The following is a 22,336-nucleotide window of genomic DNA, read 5'->3' as shown; positions in this document are numbered from 1 at the left end:
ATGAGTGATATAAGTGATTCACATAAGCGTTACCTTGTCTGGCTCACGGGTTTATCTGGGGCTGGTAAAACAACCCTTGCGGAAGCTTTGAACCAAGTGCTTGCCCCGTCGATTATTCTCGATGGAGACGTACTGCGCCAAGGCTTGAATCGGGATCTTGGGTTTGCGGCTGAAGACCGCATCGAAGTTGGACGGCGCACAGGCGAAGTCGCGAAGCTGCTGCTTACGGCAGGGTTTCATGTCATCGTGTCATCGATCTCGCCATACTGCCAAATTCGTGAACAAGTTCGGCAAAGTGTAGGTGTAGATCCGTTCATTGAGGTGTACGTGGAATGTCCGCTTGAAATTTGCCAACAGCGGGATCCGAAGGGGCTCTATAAGAAAGTGCAGGCTGGTGAGATCAAGCAATTTACAGGCATTCATCAAGCTTATGAGGAGCCACTTGCCCCGCAAGCAATCTGTCCGACCCATCTGAAATCGGTGGACGAATGTATCGAGATCATCCTGGCAGCTATTCCGGGTCACAACAAAGAAGGATAGTACCGCAGAAGCTCATCTTCTGCTAATACTATCCTTCTTCTAACTTACAAGTTTAATCTGTTCCGCGATGGTGATGCTCTACGACTTTATCTAAACGTAAAATCTGGTAGCCATAATCATAGATGACGGTCGCTACAATCATCATCCGGTGCATACCTTCTTTATGACTTTCGTAGAGATCCAAAATTTGCGTCATAAACTGCTCGTTGAGTTCTTCCATCTCCAGGTCGTCCGTACAAGCTGGCTTTAACATATCTTCAAACTTGAGCAGCGTATGCTCATGGAATTTCGTGAGCTTCTCTAGGTGATGATCAAATATCGCATCAATCTCAGGGGTTCGCGGTGAATGGAAATAGTGCTCTTCCACGACATCGAGTACTTCCGCCCCTTTGCTCATTGTCTGCAACATTTTTTTATAAATGACTAGATCTCTAGCTTGGGAGTACTTCGCCTTCTTCATCTTCTTCAGTTCTTCTTCAAACAGCTTGTATTTATCCGAAATAGACTTCAGCGAATCATCCATCGTCTGCTTCTCATCACGATAGACGCTTTCCTTGATTTCATTGGAAATCGTTGTACGAAGAAGCAAGGATAGCTTCGAGAACACCGTATGAATCTGCTTCCCGAATTGTTCCTTCGGCTTAGGTGGGAAGAACAAAATATTGATCAAAAACGCCGAACACATTCCAATTAATATGAGTAAAAATCGATTAAGTGCAAATTGCCAATCTCCATATAACTCTGCATTCCCAGACGCTTCCATAACTGCAATTACCGTTACAAGTGTCAATCCGATCGTTTCTTCCATTTTAAGCTTCAAACATAGCATGATGACTAGAATACATACAAACCCAACTGCTAGAGGTTCTTTGGAAAAGAAGAATCCCCCGAGTAGTGCGAGTATTGCACCTAATGTATTGGTCTGAAGCTGCTCCAGAAAATAACGCCAAGATCGATAAATCGAAGGCTGCATCGCAAAAATTGCGGCTACAGCTGCAATTACTGGACTTGAAAACTGGAATAATGTGCTGATGAACAGGGACAATGTAACAGCCATTCCTGTCTTGAGCACTCTAGCTCCAAAAGTCACAGTTGTTCCTCCTCTTACATGATAAGTAACCTATATCTTACATGATCTGAAAGCGAAATACCATGACCCTGCATTCCCGCTCTGTTAGAAGCTATTCCACAGCCTCATATTGTAGAAGCATACGAGCCGTATAGGAATCCGTTACGAGGACATTGGCATACTTCGCCCGCAGTGCACCGCGTATACCCGCTACTTTCTTCGCACCACCAGCAATTAAGATCGATTGATCCTTCTTCCCGAGCTCATGTAGTTCAATCCCGATCGTCCGTGCATTTAGCGACTCGTTGCATATATTTCCCTCATGATCGTAAAATCTGGACGCAATATCGCCTACCGCATGTTCCATCATATACCGTTCTTCCTCTTCCGTTAAATAGCCAACTTGAAACAGTAAGGAATCCGTCTTCGGTACACCGATTGTAAACAAGGCAATATTCGCTTCTTTGCCGAGTTCAAGCAGACTTCGAATGTGCCGATCCTGCTCGATCGCCTGCTTCACGACCACATGGTCTACAATAGCAGGCAGCGGGAGTTGATACGACTTCGCATCAAACGCTTGCTCAAAGAGCTGCACGGTCTCTGTCGCATACGTCTTCGTCTCCGAATGACTCACGCCGCCTTTTAATTGTACAATACGTACGTTGTTCACATGACGTTTCTCCAAATGTAACGCAACTTGATAAAGTGTCGTTCCCCAACTTGTCCCGATCAGATCGCCATCTTGCACAAGTTCATTCAAATAGTCTGCCGTGAGTTGCCCGATATGCGTCTTGATCACATCATCTTCATAAACAGGAACAGCAGCGACGAGCGCCTTCTTCAGTCCAAATGCCTGCTCCAACTCTTGTTCCAACAATCGATTGTTCTCGGTTGGGTCTGTGATACGAATTTCCACAATCCCTTCCTCTTTGGCTTGTTGCAGAAGCCTTGACACGGTTGGACGAGAAACCCCTAGTTTGCTCGCAATATCCTGCTGGCTATAATCGTATAAGTAATAAAGCTTGGCGGCTTCAATCATTTTTTGCAGTTTCACGAACTCTTCATGCCTCCAATGCTTGTATTTATCCTTATCCAATTATACTATGCATGCTTCGGTACTAGAAGCGGGTCCTTGCGACGGTTCATGATGATGATGACAACCATCGTAATCGCTTCTGCCGTAACCGGTACAAGCCAAATCCCATTTACTCCAAACAAGTTTGGCATGATCCATAGGAGCGGGAATACGAGCAGTAAACCACGACTTAGAATAATAAAGGTCGAGCGTTTCGTCTGGCGAATCGATTGGAAATACTCGGCATACACAATGTTAAATCCTAAGAAAATATATTGAATAAAGAATAGCCCAATTCCTTTAATCGTAAATGTAAGCAATTCTTGCGTCTTGATATCAAACATCATAACAATGTATTTCGCACCGATAAAGCCGATTACAATAGCTAGAGCTCCACATATGAGTGCGGTCTTGATAGCGAGTCGCAAAGCTGCTTTTAAGCGGTCTAGCAGTTCTGCACCAAAGTGATAGCTCACAATCGGTTGCAGTGCCGCGCCAATCCCGAAGAACATCAGAAGTGCCATCGTATGAATATAGTTCACAATCGCGAAGGCTGCTACTCCCGTCTCGCCTGCATACTTAATGAATGTGACATTGTAACCGACTGTTACGATGGCTGCGGACATTTCCGTCATAAAGCTTGGGAAACCAATCGTCATAATCTCTTTCACAACCAACCAATCAAACTTTAACTTCGTAAACTTCAATATACTTTTCTTGCGGAAAAAGTGCGTAAGCAGCACCAGTAGACCAATTGCTGCGGAGACGATCGTACCGTACGCAGATCCTTTAACTCCCCAGTTAAAAATAAAAATAAAGATATAGTTAAATACGATATTTAGAACAGCCGTTGTAATGAGACCCGCCATTGCAAGTTTCGGATTCCCGTCATTACGGATGAAGATACTCAGTATATTTTCGAGTACATAGACGATCCCGAACATAAGTAAGACTTCCAAATATTCAATCGTATACGGAAGGATGACATCATTCGCCCCGAATAAATAAGCAAGCCCTTCGATATTCCATGAAAAAACGAACATAATGATCGTCACAATGACAACAGCGAGTGTGATCGATTGCGTAAAAATATGCTGCGCATGTTTGACCTTATTTTCCCCAAGTGCGATGGAATACAGGGTTGCTCCACCCATACCAATCCATAGCGATATCGCAAAAATAATCGGGAACACCGGTGATGCGACGTTCACACCTGCAAGTCCAAGTGCACCTACCCCGCGGCTTACCATAATCCCATCAATAATAATGTTAACCGACATGAGCACCATACCAAGCACTGCCGGGATTAAGTAGGACATGAACAACTTACTTATACTTTTCGTCCTTAAATCTTGATGAACCATTTCTTGTTGCATAACAATTTCCCCTTTTCTACTTCCTGCTTAACAGCTTAAACCCTCAAGTAACTTGAAGGTCAAGAGAAGATTTAAGGGGAAAAATTAACATTTTTAAAGACGACGAATAGGAATTTGAAGCTCGGTTATATACTCTTCGGGATTCTTCGTCATGGAAAAATCAATCAGACTCAGCTCAAGTGCATCGCCGGTGATCTCATATTGATTACGCTCAATTTCACGAAGCAGAAGCTCGTACGTGCTGGCAGACTGCTCATAAGGCCCCAAATGATGCATACAGGCAAACATCCCTGCGGGGATCGAATTAAACATCGCATCATCAAAAGGAATATCGCTTAGATGAAGAAACACACTGTTAAAGGCTTGATATTTTCCCTGCCGCAGCGCCTCTTGCGCAACAGATACTCCGAATGCGCCAGTGTACAGCATCAATTCACTGAGCTTACTATCTTGCAGCACCTTCTTCTGCAATTGATGAATGCTGTATTCGAACATCTCATCCGTTGCATTGGGCATAATCGCAGCAGAGGCAATCATTCGCTTGGGCAGCGACTTGATGATGAGTTTATCTGGAGGGACTTCGAGCGCCTCTTGAATGATATCGATGCCATTGTTCATTTTCATCAACGTATATTCCAGTTCTTTCTGCTTCTCTACCATCAGCTCTTTCTGCTTCATTAATAGCTCTAATCCGTAAGCAGGCGTGCGTTCATCCATATATCGCTTAATTTCTTTGATAGGGATGTTCAAGTGCCGCAAGAATTTAATGTGATCGAGCGTGGAAAACTGATCAAGCGTATAATAACGATAATGTGTATTCGGATCGACCATCTTCGGCGTAAAAATCCCCTTCTCATCGTAATAACGCAAAGTCGATTCCGCCACGCGATGCATCTTCGCCATCTCACCAATCGTAAATCGTTGATTGCTTAACATGATTGCCTCTCCCATCTACGGGCTTGTTGTTATGTAAAAAGAGACTTCTACATCTAGCGGCTAATGCGCTTATGTGTAAAAGTCTCGATCTCTACCTTATTCTACTGAATTGCAATATAAATATCCACTTGAGCCGCATTCGGGTTGCTGCTTCGTGCATCATAAAGCTCAAAATCTCCTGTGTATGTACGAACTTCCTCCGTATGCTGCATCCATTGCCAGATGTGGTGCCAAGTTGCTGGAATGATTTCCATCAAAGGCCCAATTGGAGATGTAAAGACCACATACTTGGCGGCTGGAATCACTTGTCCAACCATACCATCTGGTATCGATTCGAGTGTGTTCACCGTCATCCCGATGACCATATCATACTCACCGGTTATGTCGCTTTCATAATTCGTATATAAACCGAGGAGCGCGGGTGCTTCCGATTGGTTTGGAATACGACTTCCCACTTGCTCTTCGAAAAATTGCTGCCACAATTTCGGAATCGCTCCCTCTGGTCCTGCTTCACAAGCATTCGTGGTACGAGTTGCAATCCCGATCACCTTCATCTCATCGCGTGTCACTGTAACAGGTTCGATCACATGAGCAGTATCTGTATTGACCTGCCAACGCTTGAGCTGTGGTAGCATCTGACTTATCATCGCACGCGCCTGGCTTTCATCCATACCATCTTGAACCATGTGCGGCACACAAATCTCGATCATCTCATCTTGCGTCATATCCGGATTTACAAATTCACCTTGATCATAGCAATATTTGCAGTACAGATCACTCTGGCTGCCATCACGCTCCGTACCTTTCAATTCTTCATGATCCATTGGCATGCCGCAACTCTGGCATAATAATTTCGTCATTCTTATCTCCCCTTTCATTTATATGCTCATCATACACGTGTAAACTTGACAGCATATTGTCAGGTTTCATAAATTGATTTCATTTCATCAACCATTTGTTTGATTTTATTACGTAAATGCGCAGGTTCAATCACTTCCACGTGCTGCCCAAAGCTCAATATAAACCCATACAACCAATTATCTTCTGGAAAAGAAACTTGTACGACGTATTTGCCTCGCTCTTCCTCTTGCAGACTTTCAGCACCGAACCACTCTTCTGCCATATGCTTGATCTTCTCATCAAAACGCAGCTTCATCTGAAGCCGTAAATCTTCATCGTTTCTCCGATTGTCCCAAGGCAACTCTTGAAGGTCGATATCCTGTCTAGTGAACATTGTATCCTTCGCTTGCAGTTCTTTTATCCGAAACAACTTGAAGAAACGAAAGGCTTCGCGATCGTTACAGTACGCATATAAGTACCATTTTTGGCTTTTGAGCACCAAGGTATACGGCTCAACTGTACGGCTTGTACGATCACCATTTGCGCTGCAATACGTAAAGGAGACGTGTTTACGTTGTTCGATCGCAGCTCTTAATAAGGTAATGGCGTCCTCCAGCCAAGGTGTGTGTCCCCACGGAGAGAAGTCGATAAATAATTGCTTCGTCTTAAAATGAAAGGCTTCGGCATGCGCTTCTGGAATGAAGCTGTTCATTTTCTCCAGCAAGACTTGATTGCCTCTACTCGGGTGTGTAGTAGAAACGCTCTGCAACGCTGTTACGATCGCGGCAAGCTCATCGTTCGTCAGTAAGTTCTTGTCTAGACGGTATCCTTCTGCGATTCCAATTCCACCATTTACCCCCTGATAGGTGATGACGGGAATGCCTGCTTGGTTAATCGTATCCACGTCCCGATAGATCGTACGCACGGACACTTCGAACATATCGGCTAATTCTTTCGCTTGAATCATTCTCCGATTCACGAGCATCATGATGATGCCGAGCAGTCGATCCATTTTCATAATAAAAACCTCCTACTTCTGTAAAAAGAAACCTTGATCTATTGCTAGACCAAGGTTGTGATTTATTTGCCAAAAAAGCTATAGAAATTGTAATCGGTCATCGGCGCATCTGTAAACCCAATGTTGCGTCCGATTGTTGTAATCTGACCGCGATGATACGTGCTGTGATTGACGATATGCATGATGTATTCGAACTTAGGAAGTGTACCTTGCACCCAAGGACTCTCGTAGTGTGTATCGACAGTGGCTTGTTCATTGGAGAAAGAGCTTACGCGCTGGACGATTTCTTCAGACTGCTGCAGCAGTCTGGACATGACTTCTTCTGCGGTTTCTTCAGGATTCAAGGTCTGATCTACAACTCCTTGATGATCGGATATGACAGTTTGCCAGAATCGCTCGGTATTGGCGATATGCTGAAGGGTTGTACGGATTGTTGTGAAGCTGGACGGCACTTCGATATCCATCGTATCAGCCGGCTTCGTACGCAGCCATTCCACGAGTCGTTGATTCGCCCAGTGGTTGTAAGTTACAAAATCCTTTACAAGTGATGCTACATTCAAATCTGGTTTTACTTGTTCCATGCGAAACAGCTCCTTTGAAATTATCGTGTACATACTAGTGTCAGCGTATTGTGTGAGCACCATTGCTAACCTTAGCACCACTACGGCGAAAAGAAGGGCTTCCGCACTCCGGTTTAATTGTGAATGTTGATTAGGTTTATAGGTATATTCACAATTAAAATTCGCACTCCAGCCCTTCTTTCCTCCTTCGTTCACGGATGAGCATGAGTTGCTATTAACATTCTATTACTTTGTCTCAAGCTGCTCGATCCATTTGGGAAATGGGAGTGAGCCATTGCCTAAATCGTTTACTTTGTAGGTCCAACCCTGTCCAGAAGCATCTGTGAAATAATAGCCTAATCCACCGAATACGAATTCGTCGGTAGATTGATCTTGGTATTCAATAACGATGGTGCGGAATAAGTCTGCTGTAATCTCTCCACTTGCCAAAGTGGCAGATTGGATGTAGGCAATGAAAGTTTGGATTAAATCAGGTGAGGTAATCTGAAGGTTAATTTTGTCTTTTTGTCCGTAGTAAATAGTAATCTGCTCAATATCACTTTCTTTGAGCTTATATTGTTTGGGTTCGAGGTGAGCACTTGGAGTTGTTGTAGTTGGTTGTAATGGCTTTGAGGTAATCTGTGTGTTCTTACTTGTACAACTTGTGAGGAATAAGCACAAAACGAGAAGTGTAAGCACTACGATGCCTCGAGAATGGAGGCGAGTCATCACGTCTTCTCCTGCCTTACTTCCAGAAGTATTTAAAAGTAGCTCATTGCGCATGAGTTAACGGAGTAGAAAAGATGGGCTGGAGTGCGAATTTTATTTGTGAATAATTCATAAAATCGAATCAAAAATTCACAAATAAACCGGAGCACGGAAGCCCATCTTTTCTCCGCAGTGCCCCTAATCGCGCATCTTATTAATTACTTCTATCACCCCGCCACATTTCCTTCTTTCTGGAAATCCACAACAGAAGAAACACCTTTCCTCTTCTCCCACTGACGTTGACCGATGCTAAAGAATGGATACGCGATTAACGAGAGCACCATAAGGATACCGAACAACAGCGGTCCTTGGTTGAAACCAAGCACCTGCAATAGATAGCCACCGATCCAGACGCATACACTCTGTCCAATGAACATGAAACCTGCTGCTCCATAATAAGTACCTCTTAGATGCTCGGGTGCAATCTCACCAATAAGGACATCACCAATAACGAACGCTAAGATTTCACCAATTGTGAATATGACCATCGCCACAGCAAGTAAGAATAAATTCTCCGTTAGCCCGAATCCGAATAGTCCAATTCCAAATAAAATACACCCGATTTTAAGTGCAGATAACGAGGAATAGCGCTTCATGAATTTCACAATCGGGTACTGCAGCACCAATACCGTGACGGTATTTACTACATATAAGAAAGAGAACGTCTCCACACTGTAATTACCAATATACTGCGATAACGTCCCGTTTAAGTGCGAATATGCACCCGACACAAATATATTACCGAGCAAGAAGTATAAGAATACCTTATCCGTGAACACAATCTTGAACATCTGGTTCATCGAATTAGACGCTGCTTTCTCATGCTTCACTTCTTTGTACTTGATCAGATAACCAATTAATACGATCGCATATACAGCAAATATACCTGCACCGACGAAGAATGGCAGCTCCGAGGAGCTTCCTCCCATACCTAACTTAAGACCGATAAGAGGTCCGATAGTTCCCCCTACGTTGATTGCAAAATATCTAGCATTAAACGCATCTGCTCGTTTATCTTCGGTCGTGACATCCGCAAGCAGTGCTCTTGCTGTCGGTTCAAATACGCTGCGGAATATGCCATTGAGCGCATTAAGAACGAAGAACATCCACGTCGCATCTGCAAAGGCAAACCCAACCATTACCAAGCTCCACAGCGCCATTGAGAGAATGAGCACTGGATAACGTCCAATTAAATCTGATAACGCTCCACCAATAAAGCTTGTTAATGTTCCCACGAATAAGCTAACCGCCAGAATCGCCCCGATTGTGGCAGGATCAATGCCTTTAACCTTTCCTAGATAAATCGCTAGGAACGGGATCGTCATAAAAAAACCCGTACGCGAAAGGAACGTACCAATAATAAGTCCCCAGGCAACGGGGTGAAACCCGCCTAGTTTCATGAATTTTCTGAAATTAATTGCCATGTGATATCTCCCTCCCTAGATGCGAACATGTATTTCCATTTTCTTATTACTGTGCATCAGTGTATCACATCCCCTATTCTTTGCAAATAAAAAAGCGGGTCATCTGACCCGCTTTCTGTACCCTTATTCTGCTGCTTCAACTTCTGCTTCTTCGAATAAATCGTCTGCAGATTGTTGGTAGCTATCTACGCTACCGTAAAGTTTCCACACGCCATTTACATGACGGAATTTCAATGTATCATCCATGTTAATTTTTTGAGTGATAGCTGTTTCACCTTCACCAATTTTCATTTCTGCATCAAGACCACTTACTTTAACAGATGCGTAACGATCAGATGCAAAAGCAACTTCGAATTTCGGTGTTCCTGTGAATGTTACTTCCATTTTCAATTTCTCTTCGAATAGAGCTTTTAGCATAGCGATCATAACTTTACCATTAGCAGCTTCATAACCCATTGTTTCTTCAGTGAAGAATTTCTCTCCAGCTGCAAGATCCTCGGATTCTGCTACTGTTTTCAGTTGATTAACTACAGCTTCCGCTTTCTTAGCTAGCATCTCAGCTTCAGGAAGTGTGTTCTGCTCTTTGTGAAGTGCACGCTGAATCAAGCTTGCAGCTTCTGCTCTAGTTGCATCGTTCTGAGGTTTGAATTCTTTACCATAACCTGCAACAACGCCAGCTTTGCTCATGTTCTCGATATCTTTCTTTGCCCAATGTTCAGCAATATCATTGAAAGCTACAGTCTCACCATCGAATTTAATTGTTTTTTCGAAGAAACGGTTAAGAATTGCAGATACTTCTGCACGTGTAATGGATGCATTCGGTGCGAATTCTGTTTCTGTTTTACCAGCAACAATTCCTAGCTTATGTGCAGTTGCTACTGTTTCATAGAACCAGTCACCTTTCTTAGCATCTTCAAATTTATTCTCGGAAGCTTCTACTTTTACATCAGCAGCGCGAAGTAAAATCGCTACGAATTCAGCTCTAGTTACTTTACCTTCTGGTTTAATGAATCTTTCACCATTCTCTTCATAGCCTTTAAGTACATCAGCTTGTACAAGGTCGATCATTGTAGGCGTTGCCCAGTGGTTCATCATATCTTTAGCGAAGTATTCCAGACGAGGATCTGTAACAGGTTCCTCTTCTTTTACTGCAGCGTATGTAGCTGTTGGAGCTGCTGTTGCGAACATTGCGAACGCAGTTGCACCTAATAACAATTTTTTCATAATTTTCTTCTCCCTCTCTTTGTTGCCTGTTATTTACATTCGCAATATTACCAGACATACGGATCATTTACATTAGGGATGAATTGGAAATCAATTCGCTGCTAGTTCACAAAAAAATAAGTAATGGTATAATGACATGTGCCCAACTATTACAAACACATTGGAGGTGTATGGTCATTCACCGTGTAAGCAGAAATGATCCATGTCCATGCGGCAGCAAAAAGAAATACAAGCGGTGCTGTCTTGAGAATGATCAAATCCATAATATTATTCCGACGGTTGCCTTCATGCCGGAGAAATCAGGTCCAACCAAATTCACAGAGATGACGGTTCAAGATCTAATTGAATCCCAGCTGAAATGGAGACAGCCTCTATATAGAACGACCGCTGATTACTTGCTCAAACAGATGACAGGTGTATATGATTGGAAATACATTACGGAAGCTATTTTCTTATGGCATGCCTATGTTAGCGATACAGAACCTGTCATTCGTAAAGAAGGCGCATTCGCTGCAGCAATTGAATATTACATTGCACAGGAATACACACATAACCAAATTACACAATCTTATCTAGCTGACAAATATGACGTATCTTCCAGCACGATCTCCCAACGCTTCCAACAGCTCATCGAGTACATGGAAGTGATGAATTATGGCAGTCGTAATGAAGTCGAAGCGAACAATCCACTTGCTCGTCTTCACATTACGGAACAAGATTTAATGCAAGTCCAACAATTGTTTGAAAGCTCTTCCAATCCCGTTGCTAGTAAAATGAAAACGGCTTCGTTCATCGACCGTTTGATGAATGAATCTGCTGCTTCACTTGCACCTAAGTCGACAAACAAAGAAGAAGCACAATCTCTTCTATACGTTGCATGGAGTGAGTCGTCAAAAGAGACACGCATTGAACTTGCGAAGAAAGCTCTATCCCTTTATCCAAACAGTGCAGATGCCTATACAATCCTAGCAGAAGCTGCGTCCAAATCAGAGGAAGCACTAGAGTTATACCAACAAGGTATGCAAGTCGCTGAACAAGAAATGGATGCAGCAAGCTTTGAGACGTATAAAGGCAACTTCTGGGGAATGGTATCTACTCGTCCTTACATGCGTGCGAAACTTGGATATTCACAAATGTGCCACCAGCTTGGCCGTATGCGTGATGCGATTGCACAGTATGAGCACATGCTGGCACTCAATACGAACGACAATCAAGGTGTGCGTTACTCGCTATTAACGGCTTACTTAAGCACCAAGCAAACGTATAAAGCCGAGCAGCTTCTTCAGCAATATAAAGAAGATAACTGTGCGAATATGAACTTCAACCGTATGCTCATTTACTTTGAGCGCCAGGGAACGACAAGACAATTGACTTCTCTATGGAAAGAAGCGAACAAACAGAATCCGCATGTTACAGCTTACTTGACTGGTGATAAGAAACTCCCACGTAAAACACCTGAGTTTATCGGATACGGGGATGAGAACGAAGCGATTTTCTATGCACAAGGTCATGTTCATCTCTGGAACTTGCATACTGATCTCATAAAATGGTTGAAACGCAAATTGAAATAACGATAAAAAAGCCAAGGTTCTGATTCCGAACTTTGGCTTTTTGTGTATAATGGAAATATTGGAAATTCAGGGTGATAAGGGGAGGTGTGCCAGTTGCAGTCACGTGATATTTTGACAGAAGAAGAACTAAGATTGCTATTATCCAAGGATGATAACCTTCGTCTTCCACCTGATTCACTCGCAATCGAATTTAACTCTCCTGTAGAGTCTAGCAGCCTTGAACCTACTTCCTATATTCCTCGATCGATGAAACACCGCAAGAAACTTAGCTTTTGGGGCAAACGAAATAAACCCTTATAACGATAGGAGCAGCTCTAATAAACGGGCAGCTCCTATTCTTATATTCTCCTAGTCCAACCCCTACCTCCTAGCATATCGTATATCAGGAGGTTGAATACTATGATGAAATCGGATCAAATCTTACTTATTTCCTGTCCAGCAAATGGCGGGCTTTTATATATGGACCACAAGGAAAACATTCATATTATCGACAATCATCCCTCCAACGGAATTTGCTATGATTCAGATATGCTCGTGCGCGTCATGCAGAACGAACATATGATGCATTTTCAAGTCTACCATCGCAGTGGAGAGATGCAGACAATACTTGGTATTGAAATTCGTGACGTTCACGATGTCATGCTTCGTGATCAAATCTTGTATGCTGTTTCGACTGGGACGAATGAAATCGTCACGATGTCGCCTACAACAGGTGAGATCATACGTCGCCTGAAATACCCAGGTGAAGACGATTCTTGGCACGTCAATTGTCTTGGGGTATGGGATGATCAAATTGTTGCGACTGCCTTTGGCGATTATCAGCACTATCGCGAATACTCATCCAACATTCATAACAGAGGATTCGTAATGAACATTCATCATATGACAAAGTTATGGGAAGGCCTTAACGCCCCACACAACCCTAAGCAGGACGAGGGGCGATACTATGTCTGCGACTCCTATTCCTCCCAGCTGATCGTTCATGACGTGAATGGAACCCGCATTTTGCCATTTGAAGGATTTACGCGTGGCTTGTGTTTCTCTAAGAAACATATTTTTCTAGGTGTCAGTTATGATCGGCATTCGCTTGAAAAAGAAGGAACTGCCTCTATTAAAATCATGGATAAACAATCTCTAACCCTTGTGAAAGAGATCCCACTACCCTGCCTTGAAATCTATGAAATGATGATCGTCGACAAGAAATGGCTCCGCAAGCTTTATCTGCGCGCCACATCAGAGAAATAAAATTTATCCAGTCGGTGTCTGGATTCTGTATATTCGAACTGCCTGCCATCGTAGAGATGGGTGTAGTTCTTCACGACAACCACGTATTCTGTACCATTGAGATCCAGATACTTACGATCGTCCTCCGTACACGGCTGTACTTCAATTACACGCTGAGCGTAGCTGATGTGCAGTCCAAGTGTTTTTTCAATGTAAGCATAGATCGAGGTTTCACCAATTTCTTGTGTCAGATCTGGGATCAGCTCCGTTACAAAATGATTGATGTCCAAGATCACATTCTCTTCCTCAAGCTGCCGAACCCGCTTGATACGTGTTATGTCCGTCTTGGCTTTAATACTTAGAAGTTTCGCTATATCTTTATCTGCTGGAAAATGAGCAAGTTCCACGACACGAGTCTGGAATTTGCGGTTCAGCCGCAAGTTCTCCTCGGCGAAGCTGACAATGCCGCCAAAGCGGAACTCGATGTTCTTCTTGCGCAGCACAAATACACCCTTGCCATGAATTTTCTGTACATAGCCTCGCTCTTGCATTAAATCAACTGCCTTGCGTACCGTTCCCCGACTTGCTTCATATTCGTCCATCAGCTCGGTTTCGGATGGAATTTTGTGACCTTCTTTCCATTTGCCCGCTTCGATCTTCTGGACGACTGCCTCTATGATGAGCTCATACTTTGTCATCTGAGATTGCCCCCTAGTATTCCGTTAACTTTTACAGAGTATGTTCAAAAGCCTAAGTCACTACAGAGAAAAAAGCATTTTTGAACATACTCATTTCCTATTATCGTACCACAAAGAACCGCTTTACACGAACACAGGAGAGCGTTCGCATGAAGCGGTTCTTTGGCATGATGATGCATAGCTTAACTACCGCTTATGCATGCGATTTGAAACGGAAAATGATCGATTCATAGGGACGAAGTGGATAGGGCTGCTCGCATGGGTATGCGGCATCCTCGTAATTGGATAACAGCACTTCCGCATTCCCCTTCGTTATATCGATTAAGTCGGATAAATCAACCGTCGTCTCATGACTATAGAAGTTGCTGACGACAAGGAGCACTTCCTCATCCGTTGTTCGTGTATATGCCCAAACGTCAGGGTGATCGGCACATACAATCTCGTAGGTGCCACTTGTCACTGCATCAACTGTTCTGCGCAGTTGAATTAGCTTCTTATAATGGTGAAGAACGGAATGTTCATCTTGAAGCGCTTGCTCCACATTAATCTCAGGATAGTTAGAAGCTACATTTATCCAAGGTGTTGCGGTAGAGAAACCAGCATTCGTGGAGGCATCCCACTGCATTGGTGTACGAGAATTATCGCGTGACTTCTGTCGAATTGCTGCCATCACTTCCTCTTCAGGCACACCTTCCTCACATTTAATCGCATACTGATTATGGGTCTCGACATCTCTGTAATCACTGATCTGTGTGAAGTTCGGATTCGTCATACCAATCTCTTCGCCTTGATAAATGTAAGGTGTTCCTTGCAGCATATGCAGCGTTGTCGCCAGCATCTTCGCTGACAACTCCCGATACGCTCCATCATTACCAAAGCGGGATACGATACGCGGCTGATCATGGTTACACCAGAACAGGGCATTCCAGCCACCGCCTGCTTGCATCCCCACCTGCCAGTCAGACATGATGGTCTTGAGCATCTGGAAATCAAACGGTGCCTCTACCCATTTCTCCCCACCAGGATAATCCACTTTCAAATGGTGGAAGCTGAACGTCATGGATAGCTCTTCCCGATCCGGGCGAGAATACAGCACACAATTATCTATTGATGTAGAAGACATCTCGCCTACCGTGATCACATCACGACCAGCGAAAACTTCACGATTCATTTCCTGCAAATATTCATGAACACGTGGTCCATCTGTATAGTGAATACGACCATCCCCGTCTAGATCATCAGGGAAATCGGTTTTTTTCGAGATGAGGTTAATGACATCAAGTCGGAAGCCTGACACGCCTTTATTCGCCCAGAAGCGCATCATCTCATACACGTCTTGTCGTACTTGTTCGTTCTCCCAGTTCAAATCGGCTTGCGACTCATCGAATAGGTGCAAATAATATTGACCCGTTAACTCGTCATATTTCCATGCGGACCCACCAAACTTCGATTCCCAACTATTCGGCTTGTCCCTCCAGATATAATAATCTCGGTATGGATTATCACGACTGCTCCGGGATTCCTTGAACCATTGATTATCTGTAGAAGAGTGATTCACGACAATGTCCATCATAACGCCAAGCCCGCGTGCTTTCGCTTCGCGAATTAGAATATCAAAGTCTTCCATCGTCCCGTAACTCTCATCAATGGCATAATAATCACTTACGTCATACCCATTATCATGCTGCGGAGATGTATAGATCGGCGTCAGCCACAAATAATCAACGCCAAGACTTGCTAAATAATCAAGCTTCTCGATAATGCCTTGAATGTCTCCCGTAGCACGCCCTTGCGCGCTACGGAAGCTTTTCGGATAGATTTGATAGATGACAGATTTCTTCCAATCTGGGTATTTGATGTTATTCATGGTAGTTCACCTCTTATTTGTACTGCAAACCTATATTTTATTAACGATTGCCTAGTTTTTTGGATTTAGAAAATAGGAACGTAAGACCAAATGGAACAATAATTGCGATCACCATACCAATTAAGAACATCGGGATGAACTTTGGAATGATCGAGATGAAACCTGGCAAACCACCAACACCAACACCTGCTGCAAGTACACCCATCATCGTAATGAAGATCGCTGCAATAGCAGAACCCACAATCGCGGCATAGAATGGGAATTTATTACGTAAGTTCACACCGAACATCGCAGGTTCTGTGATCCCAAAGTAAGCCGACAGGGCAGATGTGGAAGCCATGCTCTTATCGTTCTGATTCTTCGCCACCCAGAACATCGCAAGTGCTGCACTTCCTTGTGCAATATTAGATAAGGCAATCATCGGCCAGATGAATGTGCCACCTGTTTGAGAGATTAATTGAAGATCAATCGCGATAAACATATGATGCATACCTGTAATAACAAGTGGTGCATAAAGTGCACCGAAGATTACCGCACCTAGAAAAGGCGCTACATCAAAGATAAATACGATACCGTCTGTAATGGAGTTACCAATCATACGTGTTACCGGACCAATAATACCAAGTGCTAAGAAACCTGTTACAACAATTGAAGTAATCGGAACAACTAACAATTGAATGGAGCTGTGTACTCTTTTACGAAGGAAAAGTTCAATCTTACTCAGAACGAATGCTGCTGCAAGTACAGGTAGAATCTGACCTTGGTAACCTACCTTCTCAATTTCGAACCAGCCAAGAATGTTGAAGTGTGGTAATGTTTGACCGTCAATTCCCGTTGCAGCTTGACCATAGTTCCATGCATTCATCAAGTCAGGATGTACGAGCAATAGTCCAAGTACGATACCTAGAATTTCGCTTCCGCCAAATCGTTTTGTTGCTGACCAACCCACTAGAGCCGGTAAGAAGACGAATGACGTATTCGCCATCATATTAATAATGCCCCATAAGCCATCTAAGTCAGGGTACACTTCTAATAAGGTTTTACCTTCGAAGAATAAGTCCTTGGCACCGATTAGGTTGTTCAAACCCATCAATAGACCGGCAGTAATAATTGCAGGAAGAATCGGCATGAAGACGTCGGAGAAAATTTTCACTAGCTTCTGTAATGGGTTTAACTTTTGAGAACCCGATGTCTTCACATCAGCAATCGTCGATTTCGTTATATGTGTCAGTTCAACTAACTCTGCATAAACACGTTCAACGTCTACGGGTCCAATTACAACTTGGAATACGCCTGCCGTTGTAAAAGCACCTTTCACAAGTGGAACAGCTGATAATTGATCCATGTTCACCTTGCTCTCGTCTTTGAGTGCAATTCGAAGTCGAGTTATACAATGTGCCGCCTGATCAATATTATCCTTGCCACCGATATGTTCTAAAATTTGAATTGCAGTTTCCCGATAGTTCTTACTCATTGGGGCTGCCTCCTTCGATCAAGTAATGATAGTTATGTTAAGGTGTATGCGCTTACAGTTAATAATATAACTCGTATATATAAGTTAGTCAACACTTATATATACGAGTTATATTATTATGAAAAATTTACCAAGGATATTATGTATATTCTTGCCCCTCATCGCATGAAAAAATCCCCGTAGCTTAAACACTCATTTTTAAGTGTTCACTCTATGGGGATCCTATTATACTACCCTCAACTCATACACCTTTCTTGTTGCCCCACACCAGCGCATGAAGCTGTGGCAGTACACGCACATCATTCATCTCTGGAGTCTCGATCACTTGCCCAATAAGCGCTTCGTACTGCTTAATGAGATGGAGCGCTACGTGCTGATCATTCGTTTCTTTCGTATCATCATTACCAACTTGAACGAAGAAAGGAATGTCGGGATAACGGCTGTGTACATTTTTTGCATATTCAAAATCATGTTCATCGAATACGACAACCTTTAAACTCACATGCTGATCGCGTACCTTCTCGATGATATCATCAAGCTTGTCCCAATCCGTCTGCATGCCGGAACTTGGAGGCTTCGGCGAGATCGTAATGTCATCAATATCTAGTAACCAATCCTGCCACTTCGTACCTTGCGTTTCTACACCAATGCGGATGCCCTCATTTTTAAGCAACTGAACAAGCTCTCCCGCGTGTTGAAGTAAAAGGGGATTGCCGCCGGAAAGTGTGACATAAGCAAAGTTATTCTTACCTATTCGTGTGAGTTCATTCCAGATGTCCTCTGCACGCATCATCTGAATGTCATCTTTCGCTGAACCATCCCATGTGAATGCGGAATCGCACCAAGCGCAGTGATAGTCACAGCCTGCTGTGCGAACGAACATCGTCTTCTGTCCAATTGCCATGCCTTCGCCTTGCACGGTGGGTCCGAAAATTTCAAGAACAGGAATCCTCTTACTCACCTAACATCCACTCCCGTCTTACTTCGGCATAGCTAGTTGGTGTTTCATACAATTGTACAAATTCGACTCTTGCGTCACACTCATGATCTGTTGGTAGTAGAGCTGCCATCTGCTCATAAATCCATACCACCATATTCTCCGCCGTCGTGTTCATTGGTGGCAATGTTTCATTCAAATATTGATGATCCAAGTAGATTTCAATCCGTTCTTTCCATAACTGCTTAATATCGCCAAAATCGATCAAAATCCCGATCTCATTCACATAACCGCTGATTCCGAAAATCACTTTATAAGTATGCCCGTGCAAGTTCTTACACTTGCCCTCATACGCATGAAGATGATGCGCTGCGTCAAACGTAAATTGTTTGCTGACGAGCACTCTTTTGCGATGATATTGAAGTTCATTTATTTGTATATCTTCATCCAGCTTCTGCAGCTTCTCTACAATCCGAAATGTACCTGCCATTAGACGCTGAGCCCCTTTCGCTCTAGCATGTACTGCTCCATTCCTTGATTGCGCAGCTTACAGGCTGGGCATTGTTTACAACCTTCACCTTGAATCCCGTTATAGCACGTTAATGTCTTCTCTCGCACATAGTCAAAAGCCCCAAGCTCATCTGCGAGCTTCCAAGTGTCAGCCTTATTCAACCACATCAGCGGTGTATGAATGACAAATGGATAATCCATTGACAAGTTGAGGGTCACATTGAGCGACTTCACAAACACATCCCGACAATCCGGGTATCCGCTAAAATCCGTCTCACACACGCCTGTAATGAGGTGGCGCGCACCTTTCTGTTTCGCTGCAATCGCGGCGAATGTCAGGAATAACAAGTTCCGACCATCCACGAACGTGGATGGTAGTTCGCCTTCTTTTTCCGTAATGGCAATGTCCTCACGCGTTAATGCATTAGGAGCAAGTTGATTCAAGAGCGCCATGTCTAGAATTGTCTGCTGAACGCCTAAATCCTGTGCGATTGCCTTTGCACACTCAATCTCCTGTGCATGACGCTGATTGTAATCGAATGTAATCACTTCTACTTCTGCAAATTGCTGCTTTGCCCAGAATAGGCACGTTGTGCTGTCCTGACCACCACTAAATACGACTACTGCTTTTTCATTCTTCATGTGTTAGAGCACTTCCTTTACTTGTTTAGTTAAAGAAAAGTGTCCGAAATGCACCCAAGGATAAACGATAAAATTTGACGCAAAAAAGGGACTGCTTCTAGAAGCAATCCCTTAACATAGCCAAATACGACGATACCTGTTGCGTAATCGTCAGAACCTAGTTTTTTATCGAGGGAGGATTGCGAACCTCGTTCATACGTGTGTATGAATTTCTTTAGTTGTTTACATTGAAAAAGTCTGGACACTTCAGAGGAAATAAGCATTTCCGGTCGCTGTCTCAATCGTGAATATTGAATTTATTAAATTGTATTTTCACGATTTCAAAGGCGAACACTACGTTCCTTCAATTGCTTATTTCCTCTTCCGTTTGACTTTTTAAACGTAATTACTGTATCATATCACACCTTGTTCACTCGTGATATAAGGTAAAAACTTTCAACAGTGCTTCATCCAGCATTAATCCGTTAATCCGAACCAGGCTCGTGCTTCGGTTGGAAGGCGACGACGGTGCCGTTATCAAGATGGATGACGGATTCGAAGTCACGCTCGCCTTGGCGCAGGCGAATGATGCGCGCGCCGCGCCTCATGCCCTCTTTGCCATAGGTGTTATAGCCGGTTGCTCGACCGTACATGAGACGAATACCGCACATTTCGCCCCAGAAGTCATTGATATGATCATGACCGACGAATGTGCCCATGACATCGCCCATCTCTAGCATGGAAGCGAACATGCCTGAATTGACAAGCGAGCCACATACGCGCTCGCCCTTTGTGCCATAACACGTATGCGTATCCCAGACTAATTGGTATTCCAGTAATGGAATATGGAAGAACGCAAGCGCAGGAAGTGGCTTACCTCCATTCTGCTTTGTATAGCGCTGCGACTGCTGACAGTACCAATCGATCTGATCGCGCTTAATCCACGCATAGCCATCTACATTCGGATGGGCGGAATAATCGCCGCTGTCGAGCATGTAGAGCAGTGCTTCTATTTTGCCAGAATCAGATGGATTCATGATGGGCAGTACATAATTGCCGTAGCCACTAATTCGAGCATCGTTATTGGACGCACGCGAGTGTGTATGCTCCAACTGAATTTCTAATAACCGCTCCCGCTTCACATGAAACTCGGAATCATGATTACCGAACACAGCTGCCCATGGGATCTGACTCTTCTCTGCTGTTGCCACTGCATCTCGGAAGGATTGCTCTGGATTCGTACAAAACTCACTTTCTATAACATCACCTGTAAATACAATTAGATCAGGTTTCTCTGCCTCAAGGACACGCTCCATGAGCGCTTTCGTCTTCTGATCCTTCTCGTCACCGTTCTTCCAATGTATATCTGTAAATTGAACAATCGTGAACGTTCCATCCTTACCGAATTGCAATGGTTTGCTCATAACAGATGCCTCCAAACGATAATTTACAAGTTCGCGCAACCTATCGATTCAACATACGTTTTCACCTAATCCACTTGTATGCCATCTAGACTTGCCCGATGCGCATAAACGGAAATATATATAAATTCCTTACAATGACAATGAATCTGCCGGATATACGATTCCTAGCTGCTTACGTGCTTCATCCATAATCTCAAGGGTTATCGTCGAATTTGCAAAAGTGTTAATTGGTGACTCGACTAACCCATTCTGAAGCAATTCCACAAAATGCTGAACTTCGTAGAACATCGTATTCTCCACTTGAGGCTGAGCAATAGATTCCACTGTACCGTCATTGTAGCGGATTTCTAGACCACTTAATTGGCTGATCTTGCTGATCATGATACTGCCCTTCTCACCTTGAATTTCGGAAGGTACGTGGGAGTTCGTAATCTTGGAGTGCATCATCATACCGTCTAAGTCCTTATAGCTCACAAGCAGACTTCCACTGCCATCCACACCCGAATCTAGCATGACGCCACTTGCTTTTACTGCTTCTGGTTTACCGAACAACACGACCATCGGGTAAATGCAGTAAATCCCAATATCCATCATCGATCCATTCGAGAGCTCAGGTTTGAATGCATTCATGACTGTACCTTCTTTGTACGCATCGTAGCGCGAAGAATACTGACAGAAGCTTGCAAAATAACGACGTACAGGTCCAATCTTATGCAAATTATCTTGAATCGCTTTGAAATTCGGCTGTAACGTTGATTTAAGTGCTTCCATTAATAGCACGTTATTACGACGAGACGCTTCGATCATTCCCTCAAATTCACGCGCATTCGACGCTACTGGCTTCTCGCATAGCACATGCTTGCCATGATTCATACACAGAATCGACTGCTCCGCATGTAAAGAATTCGGGCTAGCGATGTAAACTGCATCAAACTCCTTACTTGCTGCAAACTGTTCCAAGTTCGTATATAAGTGGGGAATGCTATGTTTATGTTGAAAAGATTTGCCTTGTTCCTCCGTACGGGAGTATACCGCAGTGAGTTCAAAACCTTCTACCTGACGTGCTGCTTCTATTAACCGATCTGTAATCCAATTAGTTCCAATTATTCCAAAACGAATCATTGTATGCAACTCCTTCATATCTGTTGTCCTTCTAGTGTATCATACCGCATATAGGTGC

The 22,336-nt window shown here is 43.6% G+C and carries 22 protein-coding genes and 1 riboswitch; of the genes, 4 read left to right on the top strand and 18 right to left on the bottom strand.

All coding sequences use genetic code 11. From position 1 onward, the window contains the following. Complete coding sequence (cysC, locus tag NV379_RS18695) at positions 1–540, top strand: adenylyl-sulfate kinase (protein ID WP_258208859.1); 540 nt, start codon at positions 1–3, stop codon at positions 538–540. A 52-nt stretch (positions 541–592) separates the two neighbouring features. Here the strand turns inward: cysC and NV379_RS18690 are convergent, their stop codons facing one another. The 10 genes from NV379_RS18690 to NV379_RS18645 all read right to left on the bottom strand — a co-directional run bounded on the left by NV379_RS18690 (position 593) and on the right by NV379_RS18645 (position 10,830). Next, on the bottom strand, positions 593–1,630 hold the full coding sequence (locus NV379_RS18690) for an aromatic acid exporter family protein (RefSeq protein WP_258208858.1): 1,038 nt from the start codon (positions 1,628–1,630) through the stop codon (positions 593–595). Positions 1,631–1,721: 91 nt separating this feature from the next. Then, positions 1,722–2,648: a DNA-binding transcriptional repressor DeoR gene (gene deoR / locus NV379_RS18685; protein WP_258208932.1), complete on the bottom strand. Its 927-nt coding sequence runs from the start codon at positions 2,646–2,648 to the stop codon at positions 1,722–1,724. 62 nt (positions 2,649–2,710) lie between these two features. After that, on the bottom strand, positions 2,711–4,060 hold the full coding sequence (locus NV379_RS18680) for an MATE family efflux transporter (RefSeq protein WP_258208857.1): 1,350 nt from the start codon (positions 4,058–4,060) through the stop codon (positions 2,711–2,713). Between the two features lie 93 nt (positions 4,061–4,153). After that, on the bottom strand, positions 4,154–4,996 hold the full coding sequence (locus tag NV379_RS18675; RefSeq protein ID WP_258208856.1) for a MerR family transcriptional regulator: 843 nt from the start codon (positions 4,994–4,996) through the stop codon (positions 4,154–4,156). 101 nt (positions 4,997–5,097) lie between these two features. Further along, a complete protein-coding gene (locus NV379_RS18670) occupies positions 5,098–5,856 on the bottom strand; it encodes a zinc ribbon domain-containing protein (RefSeq protein ID WP_258208855.1) in 759 nt (252 codons plus the stop codon). Between the two features lie 59 nt (positions 5,857–5,915). After that, a complete protein-coding gene (locus NV379_RS18665) occupies positions 5,916–6,854 on the bottom strand; it encodes a helix-turn-helix transcriptional regulator (RefSeq protein ID WP_258208854.1) in 939 nt (312 codons plus the stop codon). A 62-nt stretch (positions 6,855–6,916) separates the two neighbouring features. Then, positions 6,917–7,435 carry a DinB family protein gene (locus NV379_RS18660; protein ID WP_258208853.1) on the bottom strand — a complete coding sequence of 173 codons (519 nt, stop codon included), beginning with the start codon at positions 7,433–7,435 and terminating at the stop codon, positions 6,917–6,919. 225 nt (positions 7,436–7,660) lie between these two features. Further along, positions 7,661–8,143, bottom strand: a complete 483-nt coding sequence (locus NV379_RS18655) for a hypothetical protein (RefSeq protein ID WP_258208852.1) — start codon at positions 8,141–8,143, stop codon at positions 7,661–7,663. A 206-nt stretch (positions 8,144–8,349) separates the two neighbouring features. Then, entirely contained in the window at positions 8,350–9,606 is a 1,257-nt protein-coding gene (locus tag NV379_RS18650) for an MDR family MFS transporter (RefSeq protein WP_258208851.1), read from the bottom strand. Positions 9,607–9,729: 123 nt separating this feature from the next. After that, positions 9,730–10,830 (bottom strand): S-layer homology domain-containing protein, encoded by a 1,101-nt coding sequence (locus NV379_RS18645; RefSeq protein ID WP_258208850.1) that lies wholly within the window; start codon positions 10,828–10,830, stop codon positions 9,730–9,732. A 170-nt stretch (positions 10,831–11,000) separates the two neighbouring features. On the opposite strand from NV379_RS18645, the gene NV379_RS18640 reads away from it, so the two are divergent. The 3 genes from NV379_RS18640 (at position 11,001) to NV379_RS18630 (ending at position 13,646) form a co-directional block, all read left to right on the top strand. Continuing rightward, positions 11,001–12,401, top strand: coding sequence for an SEC-C metal-binding domain-containing protein (locus NV379_RS18640; protein WP_258208849.1), 1,401 nt, complete (start codon positions 11,001–11,003; stop codon positions 12,399–12,401). Positions 12,402–12,494: 93 nt separating this feature from the next. Next, on the top strand, positions 12,495–12,701 hold the full coding sequence (locus NV379_RS18635) for a hypothetical protein (RefSeq protein ID WP_258208848.1): 207 nt from the start codon (positions 12,495–12,497) through the stop codon (positions 12,699–12,701). A 99-nt stretch (positions 12,702–12,800) separates the two neighbouring features. Further along, the gene (locus NV379_RS18630) at positions 12,801–13,646 is read left to right on the top strand and encodes a DUF4915 domain-containing protein (protein WP_258208847.1); all 846 of its coding nucleotides are present in this window, start codon (positions 12,801–12,803) and stop codon (positions 13,644–13,646) included. On the opposite strand, the gene treR is transcribed toward NV379_RS18630, so the two are convergent. The 8 genes from treR to NV379_RS18590 all read right to left on the bottom strand — a co-directional run bounded on the left by treR (position 13,619) and on the right by NV379_RS18590 (position 22,278). After that, positions 13,619–14,323, bottom strand: coding sequence for a trehalose operon repressor (treR, locus tag NV379_RS18625; RefSeq protein WP_258208846.1), 705 nt, complete (start codon positions 14,321–14,323; stop codon positions 13,619–13,621). The two genes, NV379_RS18630 and treR, sit on opposite strands and share 28 nt — an antisense overlap. 193 nt (positions 14,324–14,516) lie before the next feature. Further along, positions 14,517–16,190 (bottom strand): alpha,alpha-phosphotrehalase, encoded by a 1,674-nt coding sequence (treC, locus tag NV379_RS18620; RefSeq protein ID WP_258208845.1) that lies wholly within the window; start codon positions 16,188–16,190, stop codon positions 14,517–14,519. A gap of 40 nt (positions 16,191–16,230) precedes the next feature. Continuing rightward, entirely contained in the window at positions 16,231–17,664 is a 1,434-nt protein-coding gene (treP, locus tag NV379_RS18615; protein ID WP_258208844.1) for a PTS system trehalose-specific EIIBC component, read from the bottom strand. 241 nt (positions 17,665–17,905) lie between these two features. Beyond that, positions 17,906–18,568: a 7-carboxy-7-deazaguanine synthase QueE gene (queE, locus tag NV379_RS18610; protein ID WP_373426131.1), complete on the bottom strand. Its 663-nt coding sequence runs from the start codon at positions 18,566–18,568 to the stop codon at positions 17,906–17,908. Positions 18,569–18,617: 49 nt separating this feature from the next. Continuing rightward, positions 18,618–19,091, bottom strand: a complete 474-nt coding sequence (queD, locus tag NV379_RS18605) for a 6-carboxytetrahydropterin synthase QueD (protein WP_258208842.1) — start codon at positions 19,089–19,091, stop codon at positions 18,618–18,620. Then, complete coding sequence (queC, locus tag NV379_RS18600; protein WP_258208841.1) at positions 19,091–19,753, bottom strand: 7-cyano-7-deazaguanine synthase QueC; 663 nt, start codon at positions 19,751–19,753, stop codon at positions 19,091–19,093. Before queC ends, queD begins: the two co-directional genes overlap by 1 nt. A 156-nt stretch (positions 19,754–19,909) precedes the next feature. After that, a riboswitch (PreQ1 riboswitch) is annotated at positions 19,910–19,949 on the bottom strand. A gap of 268 nt (positions 19,950–20,217) precedes the next feature. Beyond that, the gene (locus NV379_RS18595) at positions 20,218–21,156 is read right to left on the bottom strand and encodes a metallophosphoesterase family protein (protein ID WP_258208840.1); all 939 of its coding nucleotides are present in this window, start codon (positions 21,154–21,156) and stop codon (positions 20,218–20,220) included. Positions 21,157–21,285: 129 nt separating this feature from the next. Beyond that, a complete protein-coding gene (locus tag NV379_RS18590; protein ID WP_258208839.1) occupies positions 21,286–22,278 on the bottom strand; it encodes a Gfo/Idh/MocA family protein in 993 nt (330 codons plus the stop codon). Between the last annotated feature and the right edge of the window lie 58 nt (positions 22,279–22,336).

This window comes from Paenibacillus radicibacter, assembly GCF_024721995.1.
GTDB classification, from domain to species: Bacteria; Bacillota; Bacilli; order Paenibacillales; family NBRC-103111; genus Paenibacillus_AM; species Paenibacillus_AM radicibacter.
The sequence above is the reverse complement of the archived record's forward strand: the minus strand, read 5'-3'. Positions and strand labels throughout refer to the sequence as shown.